A 25080-nucleotide genomic window follows, 5' to 3' on the forward strand; every position below is an offset into this window, starting at 1 on the left:
ATGCTGGACATGAGGAACGAAGGAGAGGGCGGCGCCCGACAGGCCGAAAAGGTCAAGGTCGCCGCAACCCGGATCGATGATCCGGAACTGGCCGCGCAGGAACTGTTTCGCGAGCTCGATCTGCCCAGTCTGACGGGCGTGCTGCTGTTCGCGTCGAGCCGATATGATCTGGCCGCACTGGCCCGTGCCGTCGCTTTGCGCGGCGACGATGTGACCATCATCGGCTGCACGTCGTCGGGCGAGATCACGCCGGAGGGCTTTGCCGAAGGCACGATCACCGCGATCGGATTTCCGGCGAGCGATTTCACGCTGCAGGCGATCCGCTTTGCAGATCTCGACAATTTCGATCCGGCCGAGGCGCAGCGCCGTGTGCGCAGCCTTGTCGCCGACGCGGCGGAAGCGTCGCAGGGCTTCGGCCGATCGCAGCAGCGCGTCGCCCTGTTCCTGGTCGACGGCCTGTCGCACCGTGAGGAGATGCTGACCGTCACCGTGCAGGATGCGCTGGGCGAGATCCCGTTGATCGGCGGGTCATCGGGCGACGGGCTGGCGTTTCGCGAGACCTTCGTGCTGCACGAGGGGCAATTCCATCGCGATTCCGCGCTGGTCGCGATCCTGTCGAGCTGGCGGCCGATGAAGGTGTTCCGGTCGCAATATTATCAGCCCGGATCGGTGAAGATGGTCATCACCGGCGCGGATCCGGTCAACCGCGTCGTGACCGAGATTAATGCCGAGCCGGCGGCCGAGGAATATGCCCGGCTTGCCAACATCCAGCGCAAGGATCTGTCGCCGACGGTCTTCGCATCCGCCCCGCCGATGGTGCGCGCCGGTGGCGAATATTATGTCCGCTCGATCCAGAGCGCCAATCCGGATGGCAGCCTGACCTTCTACTGCGCGATCGACGAGGGCGTGGTCCTGACATTGGGCGAGGCCAAGGATATTGCGGGCGGCCTTAACATCCTGTTCGACGATCTCGATCGGTCGGTCGGCGGGATCGATCAGGTGGTCGGCTTCGACTGCGTGCTGAACAGCGTCGAGATCGCGCAGCGCCAGCTGACGCGCACCGTATCCAACATTTTTGCCGCGCGGCATGTCGTCGGCTTCAACACCTATGGCGAACAATATCACGGGCTGCATGTGAACCAGACCTTCAGCGGGCTGGCGATCGGGCGCTGATGGCCAGCCGACGCATCCTGCCCGGCGAAGAGGAGGCGCGGATCGCCGAACTCGAGCGCGAGAACGCCAAGCTGCGACGGATCAACGCCGCGCTGATGGACCGCGTCGAACGATCGACCGACCTGCAAGGCAACGCCTTCTCTCTGTTCGAGACCGCAATTGCGCTGGAAGGCAAGGTGCGCGAGCGGACCGCCGATCTCGAACTCGCGCTGGGCGATCTGGCGACGAGCAACGCGGCGCTTTCGGTTGCGCGCGACGCTGCCGACGAGGCGCAGCGCCGACTGCGCGACGCGATCGAGAGCATCAACGAGGGTTTCGCGATCTTCGACGCAGACGATCGGCTGGTATTGTGCAACCAGACCTATCTGGGGCTGTGGCCGCAGGTCGCCGCGCGCATCCAGCCGGGCATGACCTTCGATGAGATCACCACCCTTGTCCGCAACGACGAACGATCGCTGGGGGAGATGATCGCGCCCGATCGCTGGCTGTCCGAACGAATGGCGCAACATGTTGTGGCATCGGGCGGGCATGTCCACGCACTTGCCGACGGGCGCTGGATCCAGATCAACGAACTGCGCACAAGCGAAGGCGGCATCGTCGGCGTCTATACCGACATCACCGAGGCCAAGGCCGAGGATGCGCGCGAACGGGCGCGCGAACTCGCCGAAAAGAGCGTGATGCTGCAGGCGACTCTCGACAATATCGCGCATGGCGTGTGCGTGTATGATGGCACGCGCCGGCTGGTTGCGTGGAACGACCCGTTGATGTCGCTGCTGGGCCTGCCTAGCGACGTCATGGGGGCGATCGGCGATCACGCAGCATTGGTCGCGCGTTATGGGGAACCGATCGTCGGCTGGCTCGGCGAGGGATCGGCCGAGGCGGTGGTGCGTCGGCTCCAGGTCGGCGATCGCGTGCTGGAGGTGCGTCGCTCGGCGATGCCCGGCGGCGGAATGGTGCTGAGCTTCAGCGACGTATCCGAAGCGCTGCGCGCGGCCGAAGCGCTGCGCGAGACCAATGAGACGCTGGAACGCCGCGTGGACGAGCGGACTGCCGATATCGCCGCAGTCAACGTCAAGCTGCAGGACGAGATCGGCGAACGCCTTGCGGTCGAAGATGCGCTGCGCGAGGCCAAGACGGTGGCCGAGCAGGCCAATATTTCCAAGACCCGCTTCCTTGCGGCGGCGAGCCACGATCTGCTCCAGCCGCTCAATGCTGCGCGTCTGTTCGTCTCGGCGCTGGCCGATCGGCGGCTTGCGCTGCCGACCCGCGCTCTCGTCCACCAGACCGGCTCGGCGCTCGACTCGGTCGAGGATCTGCTCGAGGCGCTGCTGGAGATTTCGAAGCTTGATGCGGGCGCGATCACGCCCGAGATTGGCGATGTCCGTGTCGATGAGATTTTGCGCAGCATGCGCGCGGAATTCGCGCCCTTCGCCCGCGAACGCGGATTGGCGCTGACGATCGATGAACCCAATTTGTGGGCGCGCACCGATCCGCGCCTGTTGCGCCGCATTCTTCAGAACCTGATATCGAACGCGCTGCGCTACACCGCCGAAGGATCGGTCAGCGTGACCTGCCGTGCGCAGGGCGATCTGTTGCGGATCGAGGTAGTCGACACAGGCCCTGGCATCGCGCCGGAGCATCACGCGCTGATCTTTGAGGAATTTCGCCGCGTCGGGGGCGCGACGCGCGATCGCGGCATGGGCCTCGGCCTCGCGATCGTCCAGCGCGCAAGCCGGATGCTTGGCCATCCGATTGATCTTGCCTCCGCGCCGGGCGAAGGAGCGATCTTCGGCATAACCGTGCCGATGGGCAGTGCGCAGGATGTGCCGTCAGGCGCTTCGCCGCGTGCCGTCAAGGCGCCGCTGGCGGGGCAGTCCATCGTCGTCATCGACAATGAGAGTTCGATCCTCGACGGCATGGCTGCGCTGCTTGCCGGCTGGGGATGCCAGGTGCTGACCGCGGGCGATGTCGCCGAAGCGATCGAGGCCATCGATCGGTCGGGCGCGAGGCCGGGCCTCATCATCGCCGACTATCATCTGGACGATGGCGCGACGGGCCGGGAGGCGATCGAGGTTCTGCGCGGCCATGTCGGCCGGTCCGTGCCTGCGATCGTCATCACCGCGGATCGCACCCCCGAACTGCGCGAACAATTGCAGGGCGAGCAGCTTCATGTGCTGCAGAAACCGGTCAAGCCCGCGCAGCTCCGGGCGCTGATCGGGCGACTGTCGGCTTAATATAGCGGCCGCTACACTATCAATTGTGCGGTCGCGCCGGCGGTGCGACGAAGTTCACCTTGTTGACCATGATCACCGCCTGGGTGCGGCTGAAGACGTTGAGCTTGGCAAGGATCGCCGAGACATGCGCCTTCACCGTCGTCATCGACACGTCGAGTTCGTAGGCGATCTGCTTGTTGAGCTTGCCGGAAACGATGCAGCCCAGCACGACGCGCTGCTGCGGCGTCAGGGTGTCGATCCGCTGGAGAATATCGGCCTCCGCCGCGTCGATCGATTCCTCGCCCTCGTCGAAATCGTCGGGGGTGTAGAGTTCGCCGGCCAGGATCGACTTGAGCGCATCGACGATCGCGCTGCGCTTGAGCGACTTGGGGATGAAGCCTGCCGCCCCGTGCGCGAGCGCGTTGCGCACCAGCCCGCGTTCCTGCGCGGCCGATACGATGACGACCGGTACCGACGGGAAATGATCGCGGATCGCCTGAAGACCGGAAAAGCCCATCGTGCCCGGCATGTTAAGATCGAGGAGGACGAGATCGAAATCGCCCTCGCGCTCGATCACTCCCATCGCCTCTTCGATCGAGGAGGCTTCGAACAGCTCGCATTGGTCGAATGCGACCGAGATCACCGTGCGCAGACCATCGCGTACCAGCGGATGATCATCGGCGATCAGCACTCTTTCCACCTGATCCAATCTCCTTGCGCGGACGGAGCCTAACCCATCGGCGGGGAATGCGGAAAGGGGAGCAACCGCAGCCACTCCCCGCAATCCGCCCGACATCGGAGAAGTGCGATGCTCCCCCATGATCCCGATCGCCGTCATTCTTCGTGCTTGGTGTCGAGCCAGGTGCGGATCGCCCAGCCCGCCTTTTGCCCAAGAACGTCGCCGAACGGCGGCATATAAACCTTCCCGTCATGCGCCGAGCCATGCTGGAAGCGGTTGATGAACCATTCGTCGCCGCTGTCGCCGGTTTCGAGATAGCGCAGGTCGGGCGCGATCCCGCCGCTCATCGCCTCAAGCCCGTGGCAGCGGGCGCAATTCTGGCCATAGGCCGATTCGCCGATCTTCGCCGCTTCGGCATTGTCGCGATAGGGGTTCACCTTGCGCCACTCGTCGCCGATGTCGGGCAGGGTGTGCGTATCGACAGGCTGCGGCGTCATATTGCCGTGCGCGAACAGGCTGCTCGACACCGACGCCACGCAGACCAGTCCCGAAAGGATCAAGGTCGTGCGGCGAAACTTGGGACTCATTGTACGCTCTCCTGCGGCCCTGCGCACGACCGGGCTGTGCCCTGTTCGATGCGTGTGCCGAATAGACAGCGATGCCTCGCCCGCGCCCATAGGACTTAGGTACAACTGAGCCGGCCGAAGCGCTCTGTCGCCATTATTGCGCGGGCCGATCCGTGACCAAAAGTGCAATATCGGCGCAGCATCTCTCACCACATCCTTGGGCCGCGCGGGGCCGTGAAGGCCCGCGGAAAAGGGAGGTTCAGGATGACTGGGAAGAAGACGTGGCTTTTCGCCACAGCCTTTGTCGCGTCCATGATCGGCGCAGCGGCGCCGGCTTATGCCGATACGACCGACGATCTGCTGCTGCGACTGAAGGCGAAGGGGATCCTCACCGAAGAAGAATATCAGGCGCTCGCGCAGCGCAAGGCGGAAGAACCTACGCCAGCCGTCGCGACCCCGGCGGTCGCATCCGCACCCAGTTCGTCCTGGCTCGATGAGATGAAGGTCGTTCGCGCGACCGACAGCGGCGTAGGCGTTCAGATCGGCAGCGTGGCGCTGAAATTCTCCGGATCGATCAACGGTTTCTACGTTCATGACAAGGGCGATCCGGCGACGCCCGCGAACGCTGTTGTCGGCGGGCTCGCGACGGTCGGCCCCAAGAGTTCGTCGGTGCGCAACGGTCTGCTCCCCGGCTTCCTGAAGGTGGAGGCGACCACCAACCAGGGCGGCTGGGATGTCGGGGCGCATTTCGGCATCTATCCGGGCATCAACAGCGTGCTGACCAGCGGCGGCGCCAATTCGGGCGGCACGCCACAGGCGCTCGCCACGGCAGGCATCGACTTCCGCCAGACCTACCTGACCTTCGGCAAACCCAATTTCGGCGAAGTGAAGATCGGCCGTGACATTGGCATGTTCGGGCAGGAAGCGATCCTGAACGACATCACCCTGCTGTCTGTCGGCACCGCGGCGGGCAATTCGGCGCCGTCGAACACATCGCTCGGCCGCATCGGGCTGGGCTATCTCTACACCGATTTCCAGCCGCAGATCACCTACACCAGCCCCAAGCTGGGTGGGTTCCAGGTCGCGATCGGCGCGTTCCAGCCGCTCGTCACGATCGGCAACAACGAAGTCAACAAGACCCCCGGCTTTCAGGGCAAGGTGACGTACGATTTCGCGTCTGGCGGTTTCGGCGGCAAGGTCTGGCTGAATGGCATCACCCAGAAGCATGACGGCATCGGCACGTCGCCCAGCTATACGGGGCGCGGTTTCGATGTCGGCAGCAAGCTGACCTTCGGCACGGCGAGCCTGCTCGGCTATTATTACAATGGCTCGGGCATCGGCACGACCGGGCTGTTCATCCTGTCGACCGATGCCGCCGGGCGGAAGCGCGACAGCGACGGTTTTTACGTCCAGGGCACGTACGGCATTGGCAAGCTCACCATCGGCGCGAGCTATGGCGAAAGCCATCTCGATCTGGCGAAGGGCGAGGTCAATCCGACCCTGCTCGACACCAACAGCAGCTGGGTGGGCCAGCTTCGCTACGGCCTGACCGATTGGGTGACGCTGGTCGGCGAATATGTCCACACGCGCTCCGAAGCGCATAATGGCAACAAGGCGTCGTCCGACGCGATCGCAACCGGCGCGATCCTGTTCTTCTGACGGGAAGGAAGGGGGCGGTCGGCGAAAGTCGGCCGCCTTATTTTTTGCGATCTATCCGCGCTACCAGCCGTTCTTCGGCGGCCGCATAGAAATGCGAGACCGATCGCTGCAACTCGTAACGCGCGGCCGCCATCGCGGCGAAACGCGGCGGAAGGGGCAGGTTGCCGGCCTCGACCGGCCCCAGGCCATCGCGCACCGCTTGGTCGATGGTAGCTTCGATCCAGTCGATCCAGTCGCGGGTCTGATCGATCGCCGCAGCCGGGCTCCGGTCGAACGGGCCATGCCCCGGCACGACCTGCCGATGCTTCAAGGCCTTGAGCGTGTCGAGCGATGCCCTCCACTTGGCAAGATCGGCGTTCGGCGTGCTCGGTGCGCGATTGTGAAAGACAAGGTCGCCGGCGATCAGGGTTCCGCTTGCTTCGTCGAGCAAAGCAAGATCCGCCGCGCTGTGGCCGGCAAGCGGCAGCAGGCGGATCCGCCGTCCGCCGAAATCCTCCACTTCACCCGTCAGCACATGGCGCGGGATGACCGCCTCGGTGCCGCGCATCCAATCCCCCAGCAGCCGGTACATGCCATCGTTGAAGCGTTTGGCCTCGGCGGTGAAATCTTCGATCTGCGCCTGCGTCGCGGCGATCATATCGATGTCGAAAGCGCCGTCGCCATAGAGATGATCGGGGTGGACGTGAGTGATGTAGATCCGCACCACGGCTTTGCCCGTCAGCGCCTCGATCATCTTCCGCAGGGCCCCGTACCGCAGCGACGGACCGCAATCGATCAGTACGGCTCCCACTGGGGTCGCGATGATCGTCAGGTTGGCGATGGCTCCGCCGTTGTTGCGGTCGATCGGCGCATCGGCGCCCCGCACGATCCAGATGCCGTCACCGATCGACACCGGTTCGATCTTATAGTCGAAATCTTGCGCCCGTGCGATGCATGCGATCAGGCCCAGACCGGCGATGAAGCTGCGCCGTCCAATCATCGCGCTGCACCGCTCGCGCCGGCCACCGTCAACCGCGCATCATAGTCGACGCCGTTGGTGTCTCGCCCGGCGATGGTCAGCGCCTCGCCTGCTGCCGCTTGCACGATCAGCCCGAACTGGGGGTCTTCGGCGACCGATGCCTGCACCTCGAACGATGCGAGCAAGGAGCCGTCCGCCGCTTTCACCTCGACACTTTCCAGATTGTAGGTCGGGATATTGGCGACGAAGCCGGTGTCCATCGGATGACGGAAGGCAAGCCGCAGTCGCGCCTCCTCGCCGACCGACCAGGCGCCGCCGCGCACCTCGCCAAGATGTTGCGCCCAATCGCCGCGCCCGCGACTGAGCGATGGCATCGAACAGCCGCCGCCGGCCGCATCCACCCACACCCCGCCGACCAGCCAGCTCCCGTCCGCCAGTTGCACGGCACCGCGCACCGGCGTGCGCTGATCGAGTTTGATGTTGGTCGATAGATAGGCGGCGGCTTTGAGCGGCCGATAGTCGACGGCAAGTGGTATCGGATTGAGATCCGCAAGGATCAGTATGCGCCGCACGCCGGCGATGCCGCGCGCGTCGACCACGACCGGGAAGCTGCGCTGATTCTCGGCGATCATCGGCACGATCACGCGGACGCGTGGATCGAAGCGCACCGGCCCGCCGTCCAGCAGGCGTTCCATACCGTCCCAATTGGGCGATCCCAACGGGTCGGCGGCCGATGCCGGCGCTGCGATCAGCGCGGCGGCGATCAGGGCTAGGCTCCGCATCCTCTCCTCCCAAAGGCCAAGCGTATCGGGAGGGGCAGGGCGCTACCATGACACCTTGGACCAATGATGCGGGTGGCAGATGGCGATATTCGCGATGGCGGCGGCGTTGGCGATGGCGATCGGCCAGCCGGCGGTCGATCCGAATTTCGATCCGGTTACCGGCTATCGGATTGCGCAGTATCGCGGCGTCGTGGCGGACGCCCCGGCCGGGGTGGATCGGATCACCGCCGCGCAGGTCGTCGCGCTGGTTCGAGACCATGCCATCCTGATCGATGTGACCCCGGCGGAAGGTGGCATCCGCGATCCGCAATCGGGCCGCTGGCGGCTTGCAATGCCCCACCATACCATTCGCGGCGCGTACTGGTTTCCCGAGGCCGGGCGCGGCGCACTCGCACCCGATATCGAGCGGTGGTTCGTCGGAGGTGTCGATCGGCTTGGCGGCCGGCGGCGGGACAAAACCCTCATCGTCTTCTGCCTCGCCGATTGCTGGATGAGCTGGAACGCCGCCCGCCGGCTGAAACAGGCGGGTTTCGGCGATGTGCGCTGGTTTGCCGACGGGCTGGATGGCTGGCGGGACGCCGGCCAGGCTACCAAGAGGGTCGAACCCTATCGCGGCCGATGATCGGCCATCGGGTCAGGATTGCGGCTCGAGCCAGATGCGCCAGCCCTCGGCACCGTTGATCTGCAGCGTATAGGTTCCGGGCTGGCCGATCAGGTAGCGTCCCTCGCCGGCGCCCGCATGGTGGATGTTCTGGACGACCTCACCGGCCGCATCCTTCAGATACATCACGAAAATCACGCCTTCGCTGTCGAAGCGGATCAGGGTTGGCCTGTCGACGGTGAAGGCCTCCGTGGTGAAGGACAGCCGCCCCGTCCAACGCGGGCCGCCATCCTCAAGGGCGATGCGGTCATAACAGGCTGCGCGAGACGGCAGATCGGCGATTGGACGGCACTTCGCCATCGCCGCACGCAGATCGCTCTGCGCGTGCGCCGCACCGGGCAGCGCAGCAGCGAGCGCTATCATCAACGCCGATCGGGATGCCGCCTTCCTCATCGCCGATGGTGTGCGGGGCGCCGGGGCCGGCGGCCATTGTCCTTTGGTGCAATTGTCCCGCCGGTTGGCCGCGCCGACAAAACCATCCGAACCCGCCCGATGCGGGACAGGAGGGGTAGAGCAAATGACAGGACGCACTTTCTATCGGACCCTGCTGGCCACCGCCGCCCTTTGCGGCGCGCCGATCGCCGCGCAGATGCCAGCACAACCGCACGATTACACCAAGCCGGGCGTCAGCTGGGACGACATCCTCAACGACGAGACCAGCACCGACAATGTGCTGATGTACGGCGCGGGAGTCCGCGCGCAGCGTTACAGCCAGCTCGATAAGATCAACGCGTCCAACGCCAAGACGCTCAAACCCAAATGGACCTTCTCATTCGGCGACGAGCGCCAGCGCGGGCAGGAGGGGCAGGCGCTGATCTATGACGGCGTCATCTACATCACTGCATCCTACAGCCGCATCTTCGCGCTCGATGCGCGCACCGGCAAAAAGCTGTGGTCCTACAGCTATCGCCTGCCCGACGACATTCGCCCGTGTTGCGACGTCGTCAATCGCGGCGCCGCCATCTATGGCGACAAGATCTTCATGGGCACGCTCGACGCCGGCATGATCGCGCTCGACCGCAAGACCGGCAAGCTGATCTGGAAGAAGAAGTTCCAGGATCACACCGCCGGCTACACGATGACGGGCGCTCCCACGATCGTGAAGGATGCCAAGACCGGCAAAGTCATGCTGATCCACGGTTCGTCGGGCGACGAATTCGGCGCGGTCGGCGAACTCTACGCCCGCGATCCCGACACGGGCGAGGAGCTGTGGATGCGCCCGATGGTCGAGGGGCATCAGGGCCGCCTTGCCGGCAAGCCATCCTCCTACACCGGCAACCCCAAGGCACCGTCTTGGCCGAACGACAAGGACGGCAAGAAGGTCGAGGCGTGGCATCACGGCGGCGGCGCACCGTGGCAATCGGCCACCTATGACGTGAAGACCAACACGATCGTTATCGGCACCGGCAACCCCGCGCCGTGGAACACCAACAAGCGTTCGCCGGGCGACAGCCTCTATACGTCGGGCCAGATATACATCGAGCCGTCGACGGGTGAACCGGTCGGCTTCTTCCAGCACACGCCCAACGATGCGTGGGATTTCTCGGGCAACAATCCGATCGTGCTGTTCGATCTGAAGAAGGACGGCAAGACGATCCGCGCGGGCGCCCACGCCGATCGCAACGGCTATTTCTTCCTGACCGATCTCGACACGATGACGAAGCGTGACGGCCGCATTTCCAAGCAGGTCGGCGGTGCGCTCGCCATCTATCCGTTCGTGCCCGATATCAGCTGGGCCAGCAGCTGGGACGTCAAGAAGGGCCGCCCGAACGAGAACCCCGGTCAGCGTCCGCCGAATCCCGAACCCGGCCAGGAAAAGGGCAAGGTGATTCAGGTGACGCCGAACTTCCTGGGCGGCACGAACTGGATGCCGATGTCCTACAATCCGGACACCAACCTCTTCTACATTCCGTCGAACGACTGGAAGGAAGATTACTGGACCGAGAATGTCACCTACGCGAAAGGCGCAGCCTATCTGGGCCAGGGCTTCCGCATCAAGCGCACCCACCCCGACCATGTCGGCGTGCTGCGCGCGCTCGATCCGGTCACCGGCAAGATTGCGTGGGAAGCCAAGGAGCATCTGCCGCTGTGGGGCGGCAACCTGACGACCAAGGGCAATATCGTCGTTCAGGGCACCAGCGACGGATACATGAAGGTGTTCGACGCGAAGACCGGCGAGGAACTCTACAAATTCCAGACCGGATCGGGCGTCGTCTCGGTGCCGATCACGTGGGAGATGGACGGCAAGCAATATATCGGCCTTGCCTCCGGCTATGGCGGCGCGGTGCCTCTGTGGGGCGGCGACATGGCCGATCTGACCAAGACGGTCAGCCAGGGCGGCTCCTTCTGGGTGTTCGAACTGCCGGATAGCTGAGCGGGGCGGGGGCCGTCCGGGCGCGATCCTGTCGCGTCGGATGGCCCTTTCCGCTCATGCATCCCGCTTTTCAAGGACAAGCACCATGCGCCAACTCACCCTGCTGGGCGCTGCGATCATGGCGATGGCCGCTCCTGCCGGCGCGCAACAGATGATCGTTAACGTCAATGTTGAGGAACGACCGTCGCCCTGGGTCGTGGGCACCTGCACGATCGGCCCGAAGGCCGAATGCCCCAATGCCGACCTCAGCTTCGCCGATCTCAAGAATGCCGATCTCACCGGCGCCAATCTCGCCGGCGCGCGACTGCCCCGCGCCGACCTGCGCCACGCAAATCTTTCAGGCGCCAACCTCTCGGGCGCGGATCTGGACGGCGCGCGGATGGAAACCGCCTTCATGAACGGCACCGACCTGCGCCGTGCAAGCCTGCGCGGCACCGACCTGACCTTCATCCGCGCCGGCCACGCCATCTTCGACGACGCCGATCTGACCGCCGCGACGCTCGAAAAAGCCTTCCTTAAGGGATCGAGCTTCCAGCGCGTCCGCCTGATCAACGCCGATCTTCAGGAAGCCAAATTCTACGAGGTGAACCTGTCGGGCGCGACGATGCAGAACAGCCGCCTGCGCTTCGCGATCTTTCAGGACGCCTTCATGGGCGGCTGCACCGGATGCCCGGTCAACTGGCAGAAAGGCGACACCGTCTGGGAGGCCGAAGCCAAGGAGAGAGGGCGTAATCGATAGGCTTCAAGGTCGTCGCTATCCGGGCTTAGAACTGCGGGGCGGGGGACGATGGCATCGACCAAGCGCGAGCGACTTTGAATCACGCGGCTTAGCGGCTAGCGATGCGATGCGTTCCACTGTTTCTGAGCCCTCGATGCCCGACAAGCTGAAGATTCTGCTGCAGCACATTCTGCCCAAACAGGCGCTGACCGTCGCTGCCGGTCGTGTCGCGAGCGCGCGGTGGGCATCGGTGACCCCGACGCTGATCCGTTTGTTCGTTCGCAAATATGGCGTCGACATGACCGAGGCCGCAAATCCGGACATAGGCAGTTATCCCAGTTTTAACGACTTCTTCACCCGTCCGCTCCGCCCGGACGCTCGCCCGATCGCAGGCGCGGATTTCATCTGTCCGGTCGATGGCGCCATCAGCCAGCTGGGCGAGATCGATGATGACCGCATCATTCAAGCTAAGGGGCATCATTTCACCACCACCGATCTGATTGGTGGCGACGTCGATCTTGCGGCCAGGTTTCAGCACGGCAGCTTTGCCAATCTGTATCTGTCCCCCAAAGACTATCATCGCCTGCACATGCCCTGCGACGGCAGGCTGGTGAGCATGACCTACGTCCCCGGTGGCCTCTTCTCGGTGAACCCGACGACGGCGCGCGGCGTGCCCAATCTCTTCGCGCGCAACGAGCGGGTGGTGTGCATCTTCGATTCTCCGACACACGGATTGTTTGCGATGGTCCTTGTGGGCGCCACGATCGTGGGCAGTATCTCCGTCGTATGGCACGGAGTGGTGAACGCCAAGCGTACCGGCAAGCTCGCCCGATGGGACTATGGCGATCAGGATATTTCCCTCGCCAAAGGTGCGGAGATGGGCCGGTTTTTGCTCGGTTCGACAGTCGTGCTGCTTTTCGAACGGGACGTGATCGGCTTTGAGGAAAGCTGGGCGCCCGAACGGTCGGTCCGCATGGGCGAGGCGATGGGCCACGGTGTTAGTTGACAGGTGAAGGTGTTTTTCGATGGCGGATGCCGCTCTGATCCGGTGGGTATGGAACTGGCGGTCGTCATTGCCGGGCGCGCAACCATCAAGCGGAATCTTGGGCCGGGAACCGGCATGGATGCGGAATGGCTCGCGCTGATTGAAGCGATGCGCCTTGCCCATCAGCATGATCTGACAGACCCCGTGCTGCTGGGCGATGCCGCCGCGGTGATCGCGCAGGCCAATGGATCTGTCCGCTGCCCTCCTGCCTACCTGCATCACATGCAGGCCTTTCGCGCGCTTCCACGGCCCGCCGGGCGTGTGCGGATCCGATATGTGAAACGGACGCAGAACCTCGCAGGCATTGCGCTGGCAAGGCTGCATGAGCGTTAAGCGAGCGATCCGCCGATGCGTACGAGGCTCAGCATCTGCTTACGGAAACGGCGTTTCCGGTCGGAGGCTGATGCCATCGCCGTTGCTCAAGCGACCGAGATCGTGCTGATGCCTTACCGATGCGACAGGTGCCGACATTTTCATCTCACCAGCCGAACGAAAGGCAAGCGCCCCGCACCGCTTCAACGACGTTAACAATGGTCTCTCTGCCTCCCGACTAATAATCCTTCGAATAGCGTAGCCCCACATTCGATCCGCCGAACGATCCGGTCTGGCTGAGGATGCTCAGCGCCTTGGACAGGGCGATTTCGAGCTGGGTGGCGGTGAAGCCGCGGGCGTCGGTGATGATTTCGACATAGATGTCGTTGGAGATGTACTGCCCGGCGGCGAGTGCGGTACCGCGGCCGGCGGTCTTGTCCGCGCCCAGCACGCGCAGCCGATCGATGCCCGAGGCGGAGCGCAGTTTGCCGAGCGGGTTGAGGCCGCCGCCCGATCCGCGCAGCGAGTTGAGCGCGGCGGCGAGTTGGATCGCCTGCGTGGGCGACAGCGACGTCACCGAACTCCCGAACAGCAGGCGCGACAGCACTTCGTCCTGCGGCAGGTTGGGCGTGGAAGTGAACGTCACCTGCGGGTTCATCGCGCGGCCGCCGATGTTGATCGTCGCGGTCACGCCCTCGACCGTGGTGTCGGCCGACAGATCGAGCTGGGGATCGGTAATCGGCCCGCCCTGGAAGCGAACCTCGCCATCCTCGTCCAGATCGAAGCGACGCCCGGCGAAGCTGTAGGTGCCGCGCACGACCTGCAGCGTGCCGGTGACGCGCGGATCGGTGGCGGTGCCGCCGACGCGCAGGTCGGTCGCCCATTCGGCTTCCAGACCCATGCCGCTGACGAACAATTTGTTGTCGGCGCGGATGCGGATGTCGAGCTTCCAGTCGCTGGGCACGCCGCCGTCCTGCGCTGCGCCGGGTTTTACCGGCTGATCGGTGCGGCGGCGGATGCCGGTGAGTTCGGGCACCTCCGCCGCGCCCTGCCGGATGATCTGGTAACGCGCCTCGGGGATCGTCAGATCGCCCTTGATCAGCGCACCGGCCGCCTTGCTGTTGGTGATCGCGATCGTGCCCGAGACGGTGGCGCCCAACGCATCGCTGCGCGCAAGCTGGGCGCGGCGCAGTTCGGCCTTGAGGTCGCTCGGGAAGCCGCTTGCCGCGTCGAGGCCGATCGTGCCGCTGGCGCTCAAACTGCCGGCCCCCGCCTTGCCCGTCAGTTTCGTCAGGATCAGCGACGATTGGGTGAAGCGGCCGTCGATCGCCAGATCGCTGATGACGGTGCCGTAGGTGTCGTTCTGGTACCGCAGCGCATTGGCGCGCACCACGCCGGTCAGGGTCGGGCGATCGAGTCGCCCGCCGAAATCGGCGCCGACGGCGACCGGCCCGCTGACCGTCTGACCGCCGATGCCCGTCAGCGTCCACAGCACTTCGGCCGGGCCGTTATAGCGGATCCCGCCGGAAAGCGGCGCGGCGAACAGCCGTTCGGACAAGGTCGCGCCCTCAGCCAGCGGCACGAGCCGCGCCTGCATCCGACCCACGATCCCGCCGCCACGGCGGATCAGCGCGCGCATCTCGCCACCGCCTTCGCCCAGCGTGCCGAGCAAGGCGATATCGACCGGGGCCGAGACGACATAGGCCGCCGTCCGCGTGAAGCGCGCGATATCGAGCCGTGCGCGGACTGCGGGCACGGTCGCCCCGGCGGGCTGGCTATAGTCGATCGTGCCCGTCGCGCGGCCGCCCAGCCCGAGGCCGGGCATGAACGCCTGCACGATCGATACATCCATATTGGCGAGCCGCGCCTTGAGCGCCGTCGCGCGGCCATAAGTGCCGCTGAGTTCGACCTTGCCCTGCGGGACCACCAACGTCGCGGGCTGGAGCGTCCAGTCGGCCCCCGCCTTGGTCGCGACGGCGGGCGCGGCGAGCGAGAAAGCGATGCCGTTGGCGCGGCCCTTGGCATTGGCGACGACGCGATCGGGTGCGAGCGACGCCTGCATCTGCACATCGAACGGCACGCCGCTGCGCCCGTCGGCGATCAGGGCCACGGTGCCGCGCCCCTTGTCATAGGCGATGCGACCCTGCGCGCGGTTGATCATATTCTCGCCCTGCCGCACGTCCTGCAGCGTGAAGCGGCCGTTGATCGAGGGGCCGGATGAAGCAAGGACGGCGCGCGCCGTGATCGTCCCCGCGCCGATCACGATCGGGACCGGGCCGGGAATGCGCGCCGCGGCGGCCTTCACGTCGAGATCGACGCGCTGGTCGGCACCGGCGGCGGCGAGCACCGCGCTGCCGTTGAGGCCCGAACCCGCGACGGTCAGTGTGCCGGCAAACGGCCCCTGGCGCGTCTGGGTGAGGCTGCCCGACAGGTCGATCCCGGCGAAGGTCGCCTTGCGGATGTCGAGACCCATCGGCCCGCGGCCATAGCGGACGAGCAGATCGGCATCGAGCGGACCATAGGCGGAAACGCCCTTCGCGCGCACCGCATAACCGGTGGGCACGCCGCGCAACTCGGCCTCGACATCGCGCAGGTCGACCCCGAAGCCGGGCCGCGCGGCGCGCAAGCGGACGAGCGGACGTTCGAGCGTGCCCGACGCCGTGACCGCGATGGGGCCGTACAGCTTCGACATCGCACGGGCGTTGAGCGCGATGCGGCCCGTATCGATATTGTAGCTGCCGCTGCCCCCCGTGATCGTGAAGGCGGGCGCGGTGAGGCGCAGGCCGGTGAGCGAGGCGGTGCCATTCTCATCGAAGCCGAAGCGCGCCGTCGTCACCGCATTGCCGCCCAGCGTGTCGCGCAAGGTGGCGTTATCGAGGCTGCGCGTCAGGACACGAACGACGCCCTGAATGCCGAAGCCACCCTTGGGGCCGGGCACCAGTTTCGCGTCGGTGGTCAGGCTGATCCGGCCAAGGCCGTCGATCCGATAATCGTTGACGCGCCCCTTGATCGCGCCGGTGTAGCGCCCCTTGGCCGGATCGACGAGGATCAAAGCGGTCGCGTCGATCTGCGACGATCGCAGGCGCAGATTGTCCGACATCAATCGCCCGTCGGACCAAGCGAGATCGCCGTCGATCTTGAGGCCGGTGAGCAATCCCCCGGCGGCGGCGTTGAGCCCGCTCACGCGGCGCGCGGTGGCGCTGACCGGGATCAGGATGCGCTTGGCATCGATCGTCGCCCGCCCTTGTGCGCGCAACCCTTCGACCGCCATCGTGCCGAAGCCGATCGAAGTCGCCGACAGATCATAAGCGATCGTGGGCGTCGCAAAGGGGCCGTCGATCGTGGCGCTGAACGCGACGTCGCGGCCGCGCACATTCTCGGCGATCGCGCCGGGGGTCAGCAGCTTGGCGGCGATCTTCAGATTGCCGAAGCGATTCTGGCCAAGATCGACAAGCCCCGATCCGTCGACCGCAAGCGCATCGGAACGCGCGGCGAAGCGGAGATCGGCGCGGCGCTCGCCGAGCGTCGCGGCGATATCGAGCGCGAGCTTGGGCGCGGTCAGCCGCTCGGCGGGGCCGGCATAGAGCGTGCCCGGCACCGCATCGCCCTTGAGCGTGAAGCGGCCGTCGCGCGCGGTAAGCCGGATGTCGGCCAGCGGCGCGTCACCCGCGCGGCCGGTGAGCGTGCCGTTCCAGGCGGCCCAGTCGCCCTGTCCCGCCAGCTTGATCGACAGCGGCTTGCCGAGCGCGGCATAGCTGTCGACCAGCCCGCCCTTCGGCGCGACGAGCGCGGCGTCGATCAGCAGTCGGTTGGCAGCGGGCATCGCATCGAGGCGCAGCGTCAGCACATCGCCCCCGGCCGCACCCGCCGCCTTCAGCGTGCGCGCGTCGAGCGTCATGCGCGCGCGGCCGCTGGCGATATCGGCCGATCCCGCGAGGCGCGCGACATGCAGTTTTCCGGTGACGGGCGGCTCGATCACGATCCGATCGATCGCGACCTTGCCGATCGCGACGTCGATGTCGGGCAGGATCGGCGCATCGGGATCGGGCGCAACGGGCTTGAGCGCGGGCATGCGCAGCAGGCGGATTTCGGGCGACAGCAGTTCGCGCACGTCCACCTTGCTGCTGCCCAGATAGGCGAAGGGCCGCCAGTTGACGGTAATCTCCCCAGCGCGGGCGAAGGCACCCTGCGTATCGCGCAGTTCGACGCTGCGCAGGATCATCCGGCCATAGAGCGATCCGTCGATCCGGCCGATGCCGACCCGCATGCCGGACTCGGTTTCGAAGCCCGCAACCCGATCGACCAGAAAGCGCCGGCCGGGCGCGGTGTTCAGGCCCAGCACCACGAGAAGAAGGAGCAGCAGCAGACTGGCGACGGCGATCCCCGCCCATTTGGCGACGGCCATCCAGCGTGGGCGGGCGGGTGCGGTGGTTTCGGTCTCGGCCATCAGAAGGCCTGCCCGATCGAAATGTAGAGCGCGAGCTTGGATTCGCCCGGCTGCCGGTTGATCGGTGTCGCGACGTCGATCCGGAACGGCCCGAAATTGGTGTAGTAGCGCACGCCGATACCCGCACCGTAGCGCATATTCTTGATCGACGGGGTCGAGGATTCGCCGACCCGGCCCGCATCGAAGAAGGGCACGATGCCATAATCGCCGAAGCGGTAGCGCGCCTCGAGCGCAAACTCGGTCAGCGATCGGCCGCCGATCGGCTTGTCATCGATATCCTTGGGGCCAAGCTGCTGATAGCCGAAGCCGCGCACCGATCCGCCGCCGCCCGAATAGAGCCGCCGCGACGGCGCGATATCGTCGCGCGCCGCGCCCAGGATCGATCCGACACGCGCACGGCCGGCCAGCGTGATCGCATCGCTGATCGGATAATAAGCGCTGCCTTCGGCGAGCATCCGGCCATAGAAATCGAAGCCGCCGCCGCTGCGCTTCTGCGCCTCCGGGCTGACCCGCGCGGACAGGCGGAAGCCCTTGGTCGGATCGAGCTGGCTGTTCGATCGATCATAGCCGATCTGCAGCGGGATCGCGGCGATGAAATAGGTGTTGCGATCGCGATCGAGCGTGGCGGCCTCGAACGGGGTTTCGCGCGTGGCGATCAATTCGCCGCCCACGCTCCACGTCCAGCGTTTCTGGAAGATCGGGGTGCTCTGCCGCGACAGGCTGCCCGACAAAGTGAGCGTCTGCGCATTATACGCATCGAAATCCTGCCGCGCGACCGAGGCGCCGAGCGCGAAGACCCGATCGCGCTGCCCGGCATTCGATCGGCGGAAGGTGGTGCCCAGGCTCTGCTGCAGCGTGCCCGCCACCGCCTCGACCGTCAGCGCGCCTTCGGGCGGGAACATGTTGCGATGGGTCCACGAACCTGTGAGCTTGATGCCCTCGCCGGTGCCGTAGCCCGCGCTGGCCGCAAGTTGCCGTGCGGGGCCTTTGGTCTGCGTCACCAGCACGTCGACAATCTCGGTGCCGTCGGCGGCCTTCTGGCCGGTCCGCACCGGCTCGATCGCGCTGGTGCCGAGCAGGCTCGTCGCGATCAGCGCCTGACGTAGATCGTCGATCTGGCGGCTGTCATACAGTTCGCCGCGATCGAAGCGGCTGATCACGGTCAGATGGTCGGGCGTGAAAACCGGATCGCCATCGGTGCGGATCGATCCGAAACTCGATTTCGGCCCGGCATCGACGGGCAGGCTGTAATCGCCGCGATGGTTGCGCTCGTCGAGCAATATGTCGCGCTGCCCGACCTTGACGAAGGGGTAGCCGGCTTCGGGCAGGCGCAGCGCGATCTTTGCCTCGCCGCTCTGGATATCGGCGGCGACGATCGGATCGCCCGTCTTGATCGCCAATGCCTCGCGCGCGATGCCCGTCGGCTCGGGCTCTGCGCCGGTGATGCGGATATCGCCCAGGCTGTAGCGCGGCCCCGGCGTCGCCTTCAGCTGCACCGTCAGGCTGTTGGTCGCATTGGGCAGCGTGTCGATCGTCGTGCTGGCGATGGCGTCATAATAGCCCTCGCTGCGCATCAGCCGCTCGGCAAGCTGGACATCTTCGTCGGCGCGGGCGGAGACCTGCGCGGCATTGGCGGCGTCGCGTCCATCGCTCAGCAAGGCGGAAAGATCGCGAAACTCGCTTTCGAGCCCGATCGCCTTCAGCCCCTCGATGACCAGTTTGTAGCGAACCTCGGGCGCCTTCTCGTCGGCCGTGTCGGTCGCCGGCGGCGGATTGGTATCGAAGGTCGCCATCGACGGAAGCGGCGCGGTCAGTTCGGGATCGGCGGCGGGGGCCGCATCGGGCGTGGCTTCAACAGGGGGAGCAGCAGTCGCCGACAACGGAGGCAGGCTCGCGTCGAAGGCGGGGTCGCTCAGCAAAGCATCGTTGGATTGGGCATTGGCAATCGACGCCAGACCCATGCCGGCGCTGCACATCAACCGCAGCGAACTGAACCGCAAACCAATCCCCCTTGCCGCGCACACCCCGGCCTTTGCCGGTCGCGAACGCCTTCTCAGCGCGACAAAGGCTGAACCGCTTCAATGTTCCTGCGAGACATAAAATTTCCGCCACCCGCACCTTTCCCGCGCCGGATGGTGCGGGCGTGCTGGATGTTCGGAGCGATCCGGTGCCGTGATGCGGAGCCGATCGGCGCGTGCTTCGTTGGCAGGTCGAAGGAATTGATCATGCCCATCACCGCCATCCGCCGCGAACTCGTGTCCCGCCCAATCTTCTCGCTGGTCGGCGGCGCCATGCCGCAATTGTCGCCGACCGAAAGCGAAGCGATCGATGCCGGGGACGCGTGGCTCGACGCAACGATCTTCACCGGAAATCCGGACTGGTCCGAGCTGCTCGATGTTCCCAAGGCCGAACTGAGCGCCGAGGAGCAGGCCTTCCTCGATGGCCCGGTCGAGCGCTTCTGCGCGATGATCGATGACTGGCGGGTGATGTGGGAGGATCGCGATCTTCCGCCCGAAGCCTGGGACTATCTGAAGAAGGAACGCTTCTTCGGGATGATCATCCCGAAGCAATATGGCGGTCTGGGCTTCTCGGCCTTTGCGCATAGCGAGGTGGTGCGGAAGATTTCGTCGCGATCGGTGACGGCGGCGGTGACCGCGATGGTGCCCAATTCGCTCGGCCCCGGCGAGTTGCTGGTCGCCTTCGGCACCGATGCGCAGCGGGATCATTGGCTGCCGCGCCTTGCCGACGGGCGCGAGATACCCTGTTTCGGCCTGACCAGCGCCGAAGCCGGATCGGATGCCGCGGCGATGACCGATATCGGCGTGGTCTGCCGGGGTAACTGGCAGGGTCGCGAAGTCATCGGCATCCGCCTGAACTTCGCGAAGCGCTATATCACGCTCTCCCCGATCGCGACCGTGCTGGGCCTCGCCTTCAAGCTGCGTGATCCCGACCATCTTCTGGGTGAGCAGGAGGAGATCGGCATCACGGTCGCGCTGGTGCCCACTGACCTGCCCGGCGTCACACGCGGCCGCCGCCACCTGCCCTCGATGCAGCCGTTCCAGAACGGACCGATCAGCGGCGAGGACGTGTTCGTGCCGCTCGATCTCGTCATCGGCGGCGCCGAGCGCGTGGGCCAGGGCTGGAAAATGCTGATGAGCGCGCTCGCAGCCGGACGCGGCGTTTCGTTGCCCTCCCTGTCGGCGGCGGCGGCGGCTTTTGCAGCGCACACCACCGGCGCCTATGCTCGTGTCCGCGCGCAATTCGGCCTGCCGATCGGCAAGTTCGAAGGGATACAGGAGCGGCTCGCGCGGATTGCGGGCAACGCCTATGTGCTCGATGGTGCGCGGCGGCTGACCTGCGCGGGGCTCGATCAGGGGCGCCACCCGGCGGTGATCGCGTCGATCATGAAGCTGCATGCGACCGAACGGATGCGCCAGGTCGTCAACGACGCGATGGACGTTCATGGCGGCAAGGCGATCATGGAGGGGCCGGGCAATTATCTCGCCGGGCAATATCGCGCGGTGCCCGTGGGTATCACCGTCGAGGGCGCGAACATCCTGACCCGCAGCCTGATGGTGTTCGGGCAGGGCGCGATCCGCGCGCATCCCTATCTGCTCGACGAGATCCGCGCGGTGGGCGACAGCGATCCGGCGCAGGGGCTCGTCCGTTTCGACGACAAGCTTTGGCGGCATGTCGGCCATTTCATCCGCACCGCGCTGCGCGCCACCGTCCGCAGCTGGACCGGCGGGTTGTTCGCCCCCGCGCCCGCCAAGGCCGGCAAGGCGCGGCGCTTCTACCGTCAGCTGTCGCGCTACTCGGCCGCCTTCGCGCTGACATCGGACATCGCCTTCCTGACGCTGGGCGGCGAACTCAAGCGGCGCGAGCTGCTGTCGGCCCGGCTGGGCGACATATTGTCCGAAATCTATCTCGCATCCGCCGCGCTCAAGCGCTGGCATGACGAGGGCCAGCAGAAGGCGGACTGGCCGCTGCTCGACTATGCGATGGCGACCAGCTTCGCGACGATCGAGCAGAGATTCGACGAGATTTTGGCGAACCTGCCTTATCCGCCTATCCGCGTCGCGCTGCGGGTCTTTATCATGCCCTTCGGCCGTCGCCGGCGCGGGCCGAGCGACCGGCTTGTCCGACAGGTCGCCGATCTGCTGCTGGCACCATCGGCTACGCGCGATCGGCTGACGTCGGGATTGTATTTCGGGACCGAGAGCGAGCCGGTCGGACAACTCGGCCGGGCCTTCAGGCTGGTCGATGCGGCCCAGCCGATCCGCGACCGACTGCGCAAGGCCGGCCACAAGGATTGGCGAAGCGCACAAGCCAAGGGTCTCGTAACCGACGCCGAAGCGGAGCAGCTGGGTGCGGCGGAAGACGCCGTTGCCGCCATCGTCGCGGTCGATGATTTCGCGGCGGAGGAACTGACGCAGCACGACATGGCCTATCGCCAGGCGGCGGAGTGAGGCCCGGACCGAGACATCGGATAGGTTTTCGGAACTCCGGCACCGCGTAAAGGTTGGATGCCGTCGCAAACAATTGCGGGATCGGCATGACTCGGGGGCCACGCGTGACTATTCGGTTTTCATGAGCTCGATCTTTTCGCCGCCGCCGGCCGACCGGAACATGGCCGACGCCGTGCGCGCCTTCGATTGGCGTGCCACCCCTTTGGGTGCGCGCGAAAGCTGGCCAGTCTCGCTGCGCACGACCGTCGATCTCATGCTCCCGTCGCGCTTTGCGATGTTCGTCGCCTGGGGGCCGGAGCAGACCTTTCTGTACAACGATTCCTACGCGCCCTTTCTGGGCGCGCGCCACGGCCATGCTCTGGGCAGGCCGATGCGCGAGGTCTGGCCCGAAATCTCGGACGATCTCGGCCCGCTGATGGACAGGGCGCTGTCCGGTGAGACCGTCGCGGTCGAGGACATGCCGCTCACCATGACCCGCAACGGCTATGCCGAAGAGACGTGGTGGAGCTTCTCCTACAGCCCATTGCGCGATGATGATGGCAACATCGTCGGCGTCCTCGACGTCGCGGTCGATACCACGCGCAAGTTTACCGACGCGCGCCGGATCGCCGAGGAGGCGGCCAAGCTCATCGAGAGCGAAACGCGCTTCAGCGCTTTGGTTCGCTCGACCACCGACGTGATCTATCAGATGAGCGCCGACTGGCAGGAGATGCGCCAGCTCGACGGCCGCGGCTTCCTCGCCGATACCGAGGCGCCCTCGGTCCGCTGGCTCGAAACCTACCTGCCGGTCGAGGACAGGCCGGGCATCCTCGAGGCGATCGACGAGGCTGTCCGCACCAAGAAACCCTTCGTCCTCGAGCATCGCGTGCGCCAGGCCGATGGAACGATCGGCTGGACACTCTCACGCGCTGTCCCGATCCTCGATGCGGCAGGCGAGATCGTCGAATGGTTCGGCACCGCCACCGATGTGACCGCCGCGCGTGCCTCGCGCGATGCGCTTGCGACCAGCCAGGAAAAGCTCGAACTCGCGACCCGCGCGGCGCGCATGGGCCAGTTCGACTATTGGCCGCAGACCGGGCGGCTCGAATGGGACGTGCGGTGCAAGGAGCTGTTCGGGCTGAACCCCGATGCCGCGATCACCTATGAGACCGCCTTCCTCGCGGGGCTTCATCCCGACGATCGGGGCGGGGCCGATGCGGCGGTCCGCGCTTCGCTCGATCCGAACGGCAATCGCCTGTTCGACACCGAATATCGCACGATCGGGATCGAGGACGGGATCGAACGGCATATCCATGCCCAGGGCATCGCGATGTTCGACGACGATCTGCCCATCCGCCTGATCGGCACGGTGCAGGACGTGACGGCGGATCGCACGGCCCAGGCGGCTCTGCGCGAAGTCGAGCAACGGCTTCGGCTGGCAGGCCGGGCAACCAACGACGCGGTGTGGGATTGGGATTTCCGCACCAATCACGTCACCTGGAACATCGCGCTCGAACATGCCTATGGCCACAGGCTCGCGCAGGTCGAGCCGACCGGCGAATGGTGGCTCGAACATATCCACCCAGACGATCGGGTCCGCGTCCATGACAGCATCCATCATGTGATCGATGGTGACGGCACCGACTGGAGCGACGAATATCGCTTCGCCCGAGCGGACGGCAGCTACGCCGATGTCTTCGACCGCGGCTATGTGCTGCGTGACGAGGCGGGCGCCCCGCAACGCATGGTCGGCGCGATGCTCGATGTCTCCGATCGCAAGGCGATCGAGCGGCGGTTGACCGAGGAAGTCGTCGAAACCGCCGCCGAACGCGATCGCGCCGAAGAAGCGCTGCGCCAGTCGCAGAAGATGGAGGCCGTCGGCCAGCTCACCGGCGGCCTGGCGCATGACTTCAACAATCTGCTGACCGGCATCTCCGGCGCGCTGGAGATGATGCAGGTGCGTATCGCTCAGGGGCGCGTGACCGAACTGGAGAAATATTCGGTCGCGGCCCACGGCGCGGTGCGGCGCGCGGCGGCGCTTACCCATCGCCTGCTCGCTTTCTCACGCCGGCAGACGCTCGATCCCAAGCCGACCGACGTCAACAAGCTGATCTTCGGGATCGAGGAACTGATCCGCCGCACGGTGGGGCCGCAGGTCGAGGTGGAGACCGTCGGCAAGGCGGGCGTGTGGACCACCTTGGTCGATCCCAACCAGCTGGAAAACGCGATCATCAACCTGTGCATCAACGCGCGCGACGCGATGCCCGACGGTGGGCGGATCACGATCGAGACCGCGAACAAGTGGCTCGATCAGCGTGCGGCGCGCGAACGCGATCTCGATCCCGGCCAATATGTCTCGATCTGCGTGACCGATACCGGCACGGGCATGAGCGCCGATGTGGTCAGCCATGCCTTCGATCCGTTCTTCACCACCAAGCCGATGGGCGAGGGGACCGGCCTTGGCCTGTCGATGATCTACGGCTTTGCGCGGCAATCGGGCGGGCAGGTTCGGATCTATACCGAGCTAGGCATGGGCACGACGATGTGCATCTACCTGCCCCGTCACCTCGCAAACGAAGGCGAGGACGACGTGATGGACGGCGTCGAGCCGCTCGCGACGATCGGAGAAGCAGGTTCATCGGCCAATGGCTGCGTGCTGGTCGTCGATGACGAACCGACCGTGCGGATGCTTGTCGTCGAGGTGGCCGAAGAACTTGGCTATGATGTGCTGGAGGCGTTCGACGGTCCCAGCGCGATGCGGCTGATCCAGAACCATTCGGGCATCGATCTTCTGATCACCGATGTCGGCCTGCCGGGTGGCATGAACGGCCGTCAGGTGGCGGACGCGATGCTCGCGCAGCATCCGCTGCTCAAGATCCTTTTCATCACCGGCTATGCCGAAAATGCTGTGATCGGGAATGGCCAGCTGTCGCCCAATATGGCCCTAGTGACCAAGCCTTTCGCGATGGATGCTCTGGCGCAGAAAATCCGCGAGATCATGGCGTGACCACGAAAATGCGGGCGGCCTTTGCCGCCCGCACAAGC

Annotated in this window: 18 protein-coding genes; 10 read left to right on the forward strand and 8 right to left on the reverse strand. The window is 65.7% G+C overall.

Translation table 11 applies throughout. The annotated features are described in order from the left end of the window. Both EOD43_RS03760 and EOD43_RS03765 read left to right on the forward strand, forming a co-directional pair. On the forward strand, positions 1–1173 hold the full coding sequence (locus tag EOD43_RS03760) for an FIST N-terminal domain-containing protein (RefSeq protein ID WP_127741226.1): 1173 nt from the start codon (positions 1–3) through the stop codon (positions 1171–1173). Then, entirely contained in the window at positions 1173–3407 is a 2235-nt protein-coding gene (locus tag EOD43_RS03765) for a hybrid sensor histidine kinase/response regulator (RefSeq protein WP_127741228.1), read from the forward strand. The genes EOD43_RS03760 and EOD43_RS03765 overlap by 1 nt, the downstream gene beginning before the upstream one ends. Positions 3408–3426: 19 nt before the next feature. Here EOD43_RS03765 and EOD43_RS03770 read toward each other — a convergent pair whose 3' ends face one another. Continuing rightward, positions 3427–4086 carry a response regulator gene (locus tag EOD43_RS03770; protein WP_240653065.1) on the reverse strand — a complete coding sequence of 220 codons (660 nt, stop codon included), beginning with the start codon at positions 4084–4086 and terminating at the stop codon, positions 3427–3429. A 134-nt stretch (positions 4087–4220) separates the two neighbouring features. Then, positions 4221–4652 (reverse strand): cytochrome c-550 PedF, encoded by a 432-nt coding sequence (pedF, locus tag EOD43_RS03775; protein ID WP_127741230.1) that lies wholly within the window; start codon positions 4650–4652, stop codon positions 4221–4223. 243 nt (positions 4653–4895) lie between these two features. Here pedF and EOD43_RS03780 point away from each other — a divergent pair, with 243 nt between their 5' ends. Beyond that, a complete protein-coding gene (locus EOD43_RS03780; protein WP_206363485.1) occupies positions 4896–6290 on the forward strand; it encodes a porin in 1395 nt (464 codons plus the stop codon). A 37-nt stretch (positions 6291–6327) separates the two neighbouring features. On the opposite strand, the gene EOD43_RS03785 is transcribed toward EOD43_RS03780, so the two are convergent. After that, on the reverse strand, positions 6328–7269 hold the full coding sequence (locus EOD43_RS03785; protein ID WP_127741232.1) for a quinoprotein relay system zinc metallohydrolase 1: 942 nt from the start codon (positions 7267–7269) through the stop codon (positions 6328–6330). Continuing rightward, positions 7266–8030, reverse strand: a complete 765-nt coding sequence (locus EOD43_RS03790; protein WP_127741234.1) for a quinoprotein dehydrogenase-associated SoxYZ-like carrier — start codon at positions 8028–8030, stop codon at positions 7266–7268. Before EOD43_RS03790 ends, EOD43_RS03785 begins: the two co-directional genes overlap by 4 nt. A gap of 112 nt (positions 8031–8142) precedes the next feature. Here EOD43_RS03790 and EOD43_RS03795 point away from each other — a divergent pair, with 112 nt between their 5' ends. Next, on the forward strand, positions 8143–8652 hold the full coding sequence (locus EOD43_RS03795; protein ID WP_240653220.1) for a rhodanese-like domain-containing protein: 510 nt from the start codon (positions 8143–8145) through the stop codon (positions 8650–8652). A gap of 12 nt (positions 8653–8664) precedes the next feature. Here the strand turns inward: EOD43_RS03795 and EOD43_RS03800 are convergent, their stop codons facing one another. Further along, positions 8665–9054 carry a hypothetical protein gene (locus EOD43_RS03800; protein ID WP_206363486.1) on the reverse strand — a complete coding sequence of 130 codons (390 nt, stop codon included), beginning with the start codon at positions 9052–9054 and terminating at the stop codon, positions 8665–8667. A 154-nt stretch (positions 9055–9208) separates the two neighbouring features. On the opposite strand from EOD43_RS03800, the gene EOD43_RS03805 reads away from it, so the two are divergent. From EOD43_RS03805 to EOD43_RS03820, 4 genes are all read left to right on the forward strand, one after another. Continuing rightward, entirely contained in the window at positions 9209–11065 is a 1857-nt protein-coding gene (locus EOD43_RS03805) for a methanol/ethanol family PQQ-dependent dehydrogenase (RefSeq protein ID WP_127741240.1), read from the forward strand. A gap of 85 nt (positions 11066–11150) precedes the next feature. Then, entirely contained in the window at positions 11151–11804 is a 654-nt protein-coding gene (locus EOD43_RS03810; RefSeq protein WP_127741242.1) for a pentapeptide repeat-containing protein, read from the forward strand. A gap of 133 nt (positions 11805–11937) precedes the next feature. Continuing rightward, complete coding sequence (gene asd / locus EOD43_RS03815) at positions 11938–12789, forward strand: archaetidylserine decarboxylase (RefSeq protein ID WP_127741244.1); 852 nt, start codon at positions 11938–11940, stop codon at positions 12787–12789. Positions 12790–12837: 48 nt separating this feature from the next. Beyond that, the gene (locus EOD43_RS03820; protein WP_127741246.1) at positions 12838–13161 is read left to right on the forward strand and encodes a reverse transcriptase-like protein; all 324 of its coding nucleotides are present in this window, start codon (positions 12838–12840) and stop codon (positions 13159–13161) included. 217 nt (positions 13162–13378) lie between these two features. Here EOD43_RS03820 and EOD43_RS03830 read toward each other — a convergent pair whose 3' ends face one another. The 3 genes from EOD43_RS03830 to EOD43_RS23525 are packed head-to-tail and all read right to left on the reverse strand — an operon-like array spanning position 13379 to position 19814. After that, the gene (locus EOD43_RS03830; RefSeq protein ID WP_127741250.1) at positions 13379–17587 is read right to left on the reverse strand and encodes a translocation/assembly module TamB domain-containing protein; all 4209 of its coding nucleotides are present in this window, start codon (positions 17585–17587) and stop codon (positions 13379–13381) included. Next, entirely contained in the window at positions 17587–19587 is a 2001-nt protein-coding gene (locus EOD43_RS03835) for an autotransporter assembly complex protein TamA (protein WP_240653066.1), read from the reverse strand. The genes EOD43_RS03830 and EOD43_RS03835 overlap by 1 nt, the downstream gene beginning before the upstream one ends. Before the next feature lie 53 nt (positions 19588–19640). Continuing rightward, a complete protein-coding gene (locus EOD43_RS23525; RefSeq protein WP_164857075.1) occupies positions 19641–19814 on the reverse strand; it encodes a hypothetical protein in 174 nt (57 codons plus the stop codon). Here EOD43_RS23525 and EOD43_RS03840 point away from each other — a divergent pair. Then, on the forward strand, positions 19813–22056 hold the full coding sequence (locus EOD43_RS03840; protein ID WP_127741252.1) for an acyl-CoA dehydrogenase: 2244 nt from the start codon (positions 19813–19815) through the stop codon (positions 22054–22056). The genes EOD43_RS23525 and EOD43_RS03840 overlap by 2 nt on opposite strands. A gap of 121 nt (positions 22057–22177) precedes the next feature. Continuing rightward, positions 22178–25042, forward strand: a complete 2865-nt coding sequence (locus EOD43_RS03845; protein ID WP_127741254.1) for a PAS domain-containing protein — start codon at positions 22178–22180, stop codon at positions 25040–25042. Positions 25043–25080: the final 38 nt, after the last annotated feature.

Origin of the sequence: Sphingomonas crocodyli (assembly GCF_004005865.1) — a bacterium.
In the GTDB taxonomy this organism is placed as follows: Bacteria; Pseudomonadota; Alphaproteobacteria; order Sphingomonadales; family Sphingomonadaceae; genus Rhizorhabdus; species Rhizorhabdus crocodyli.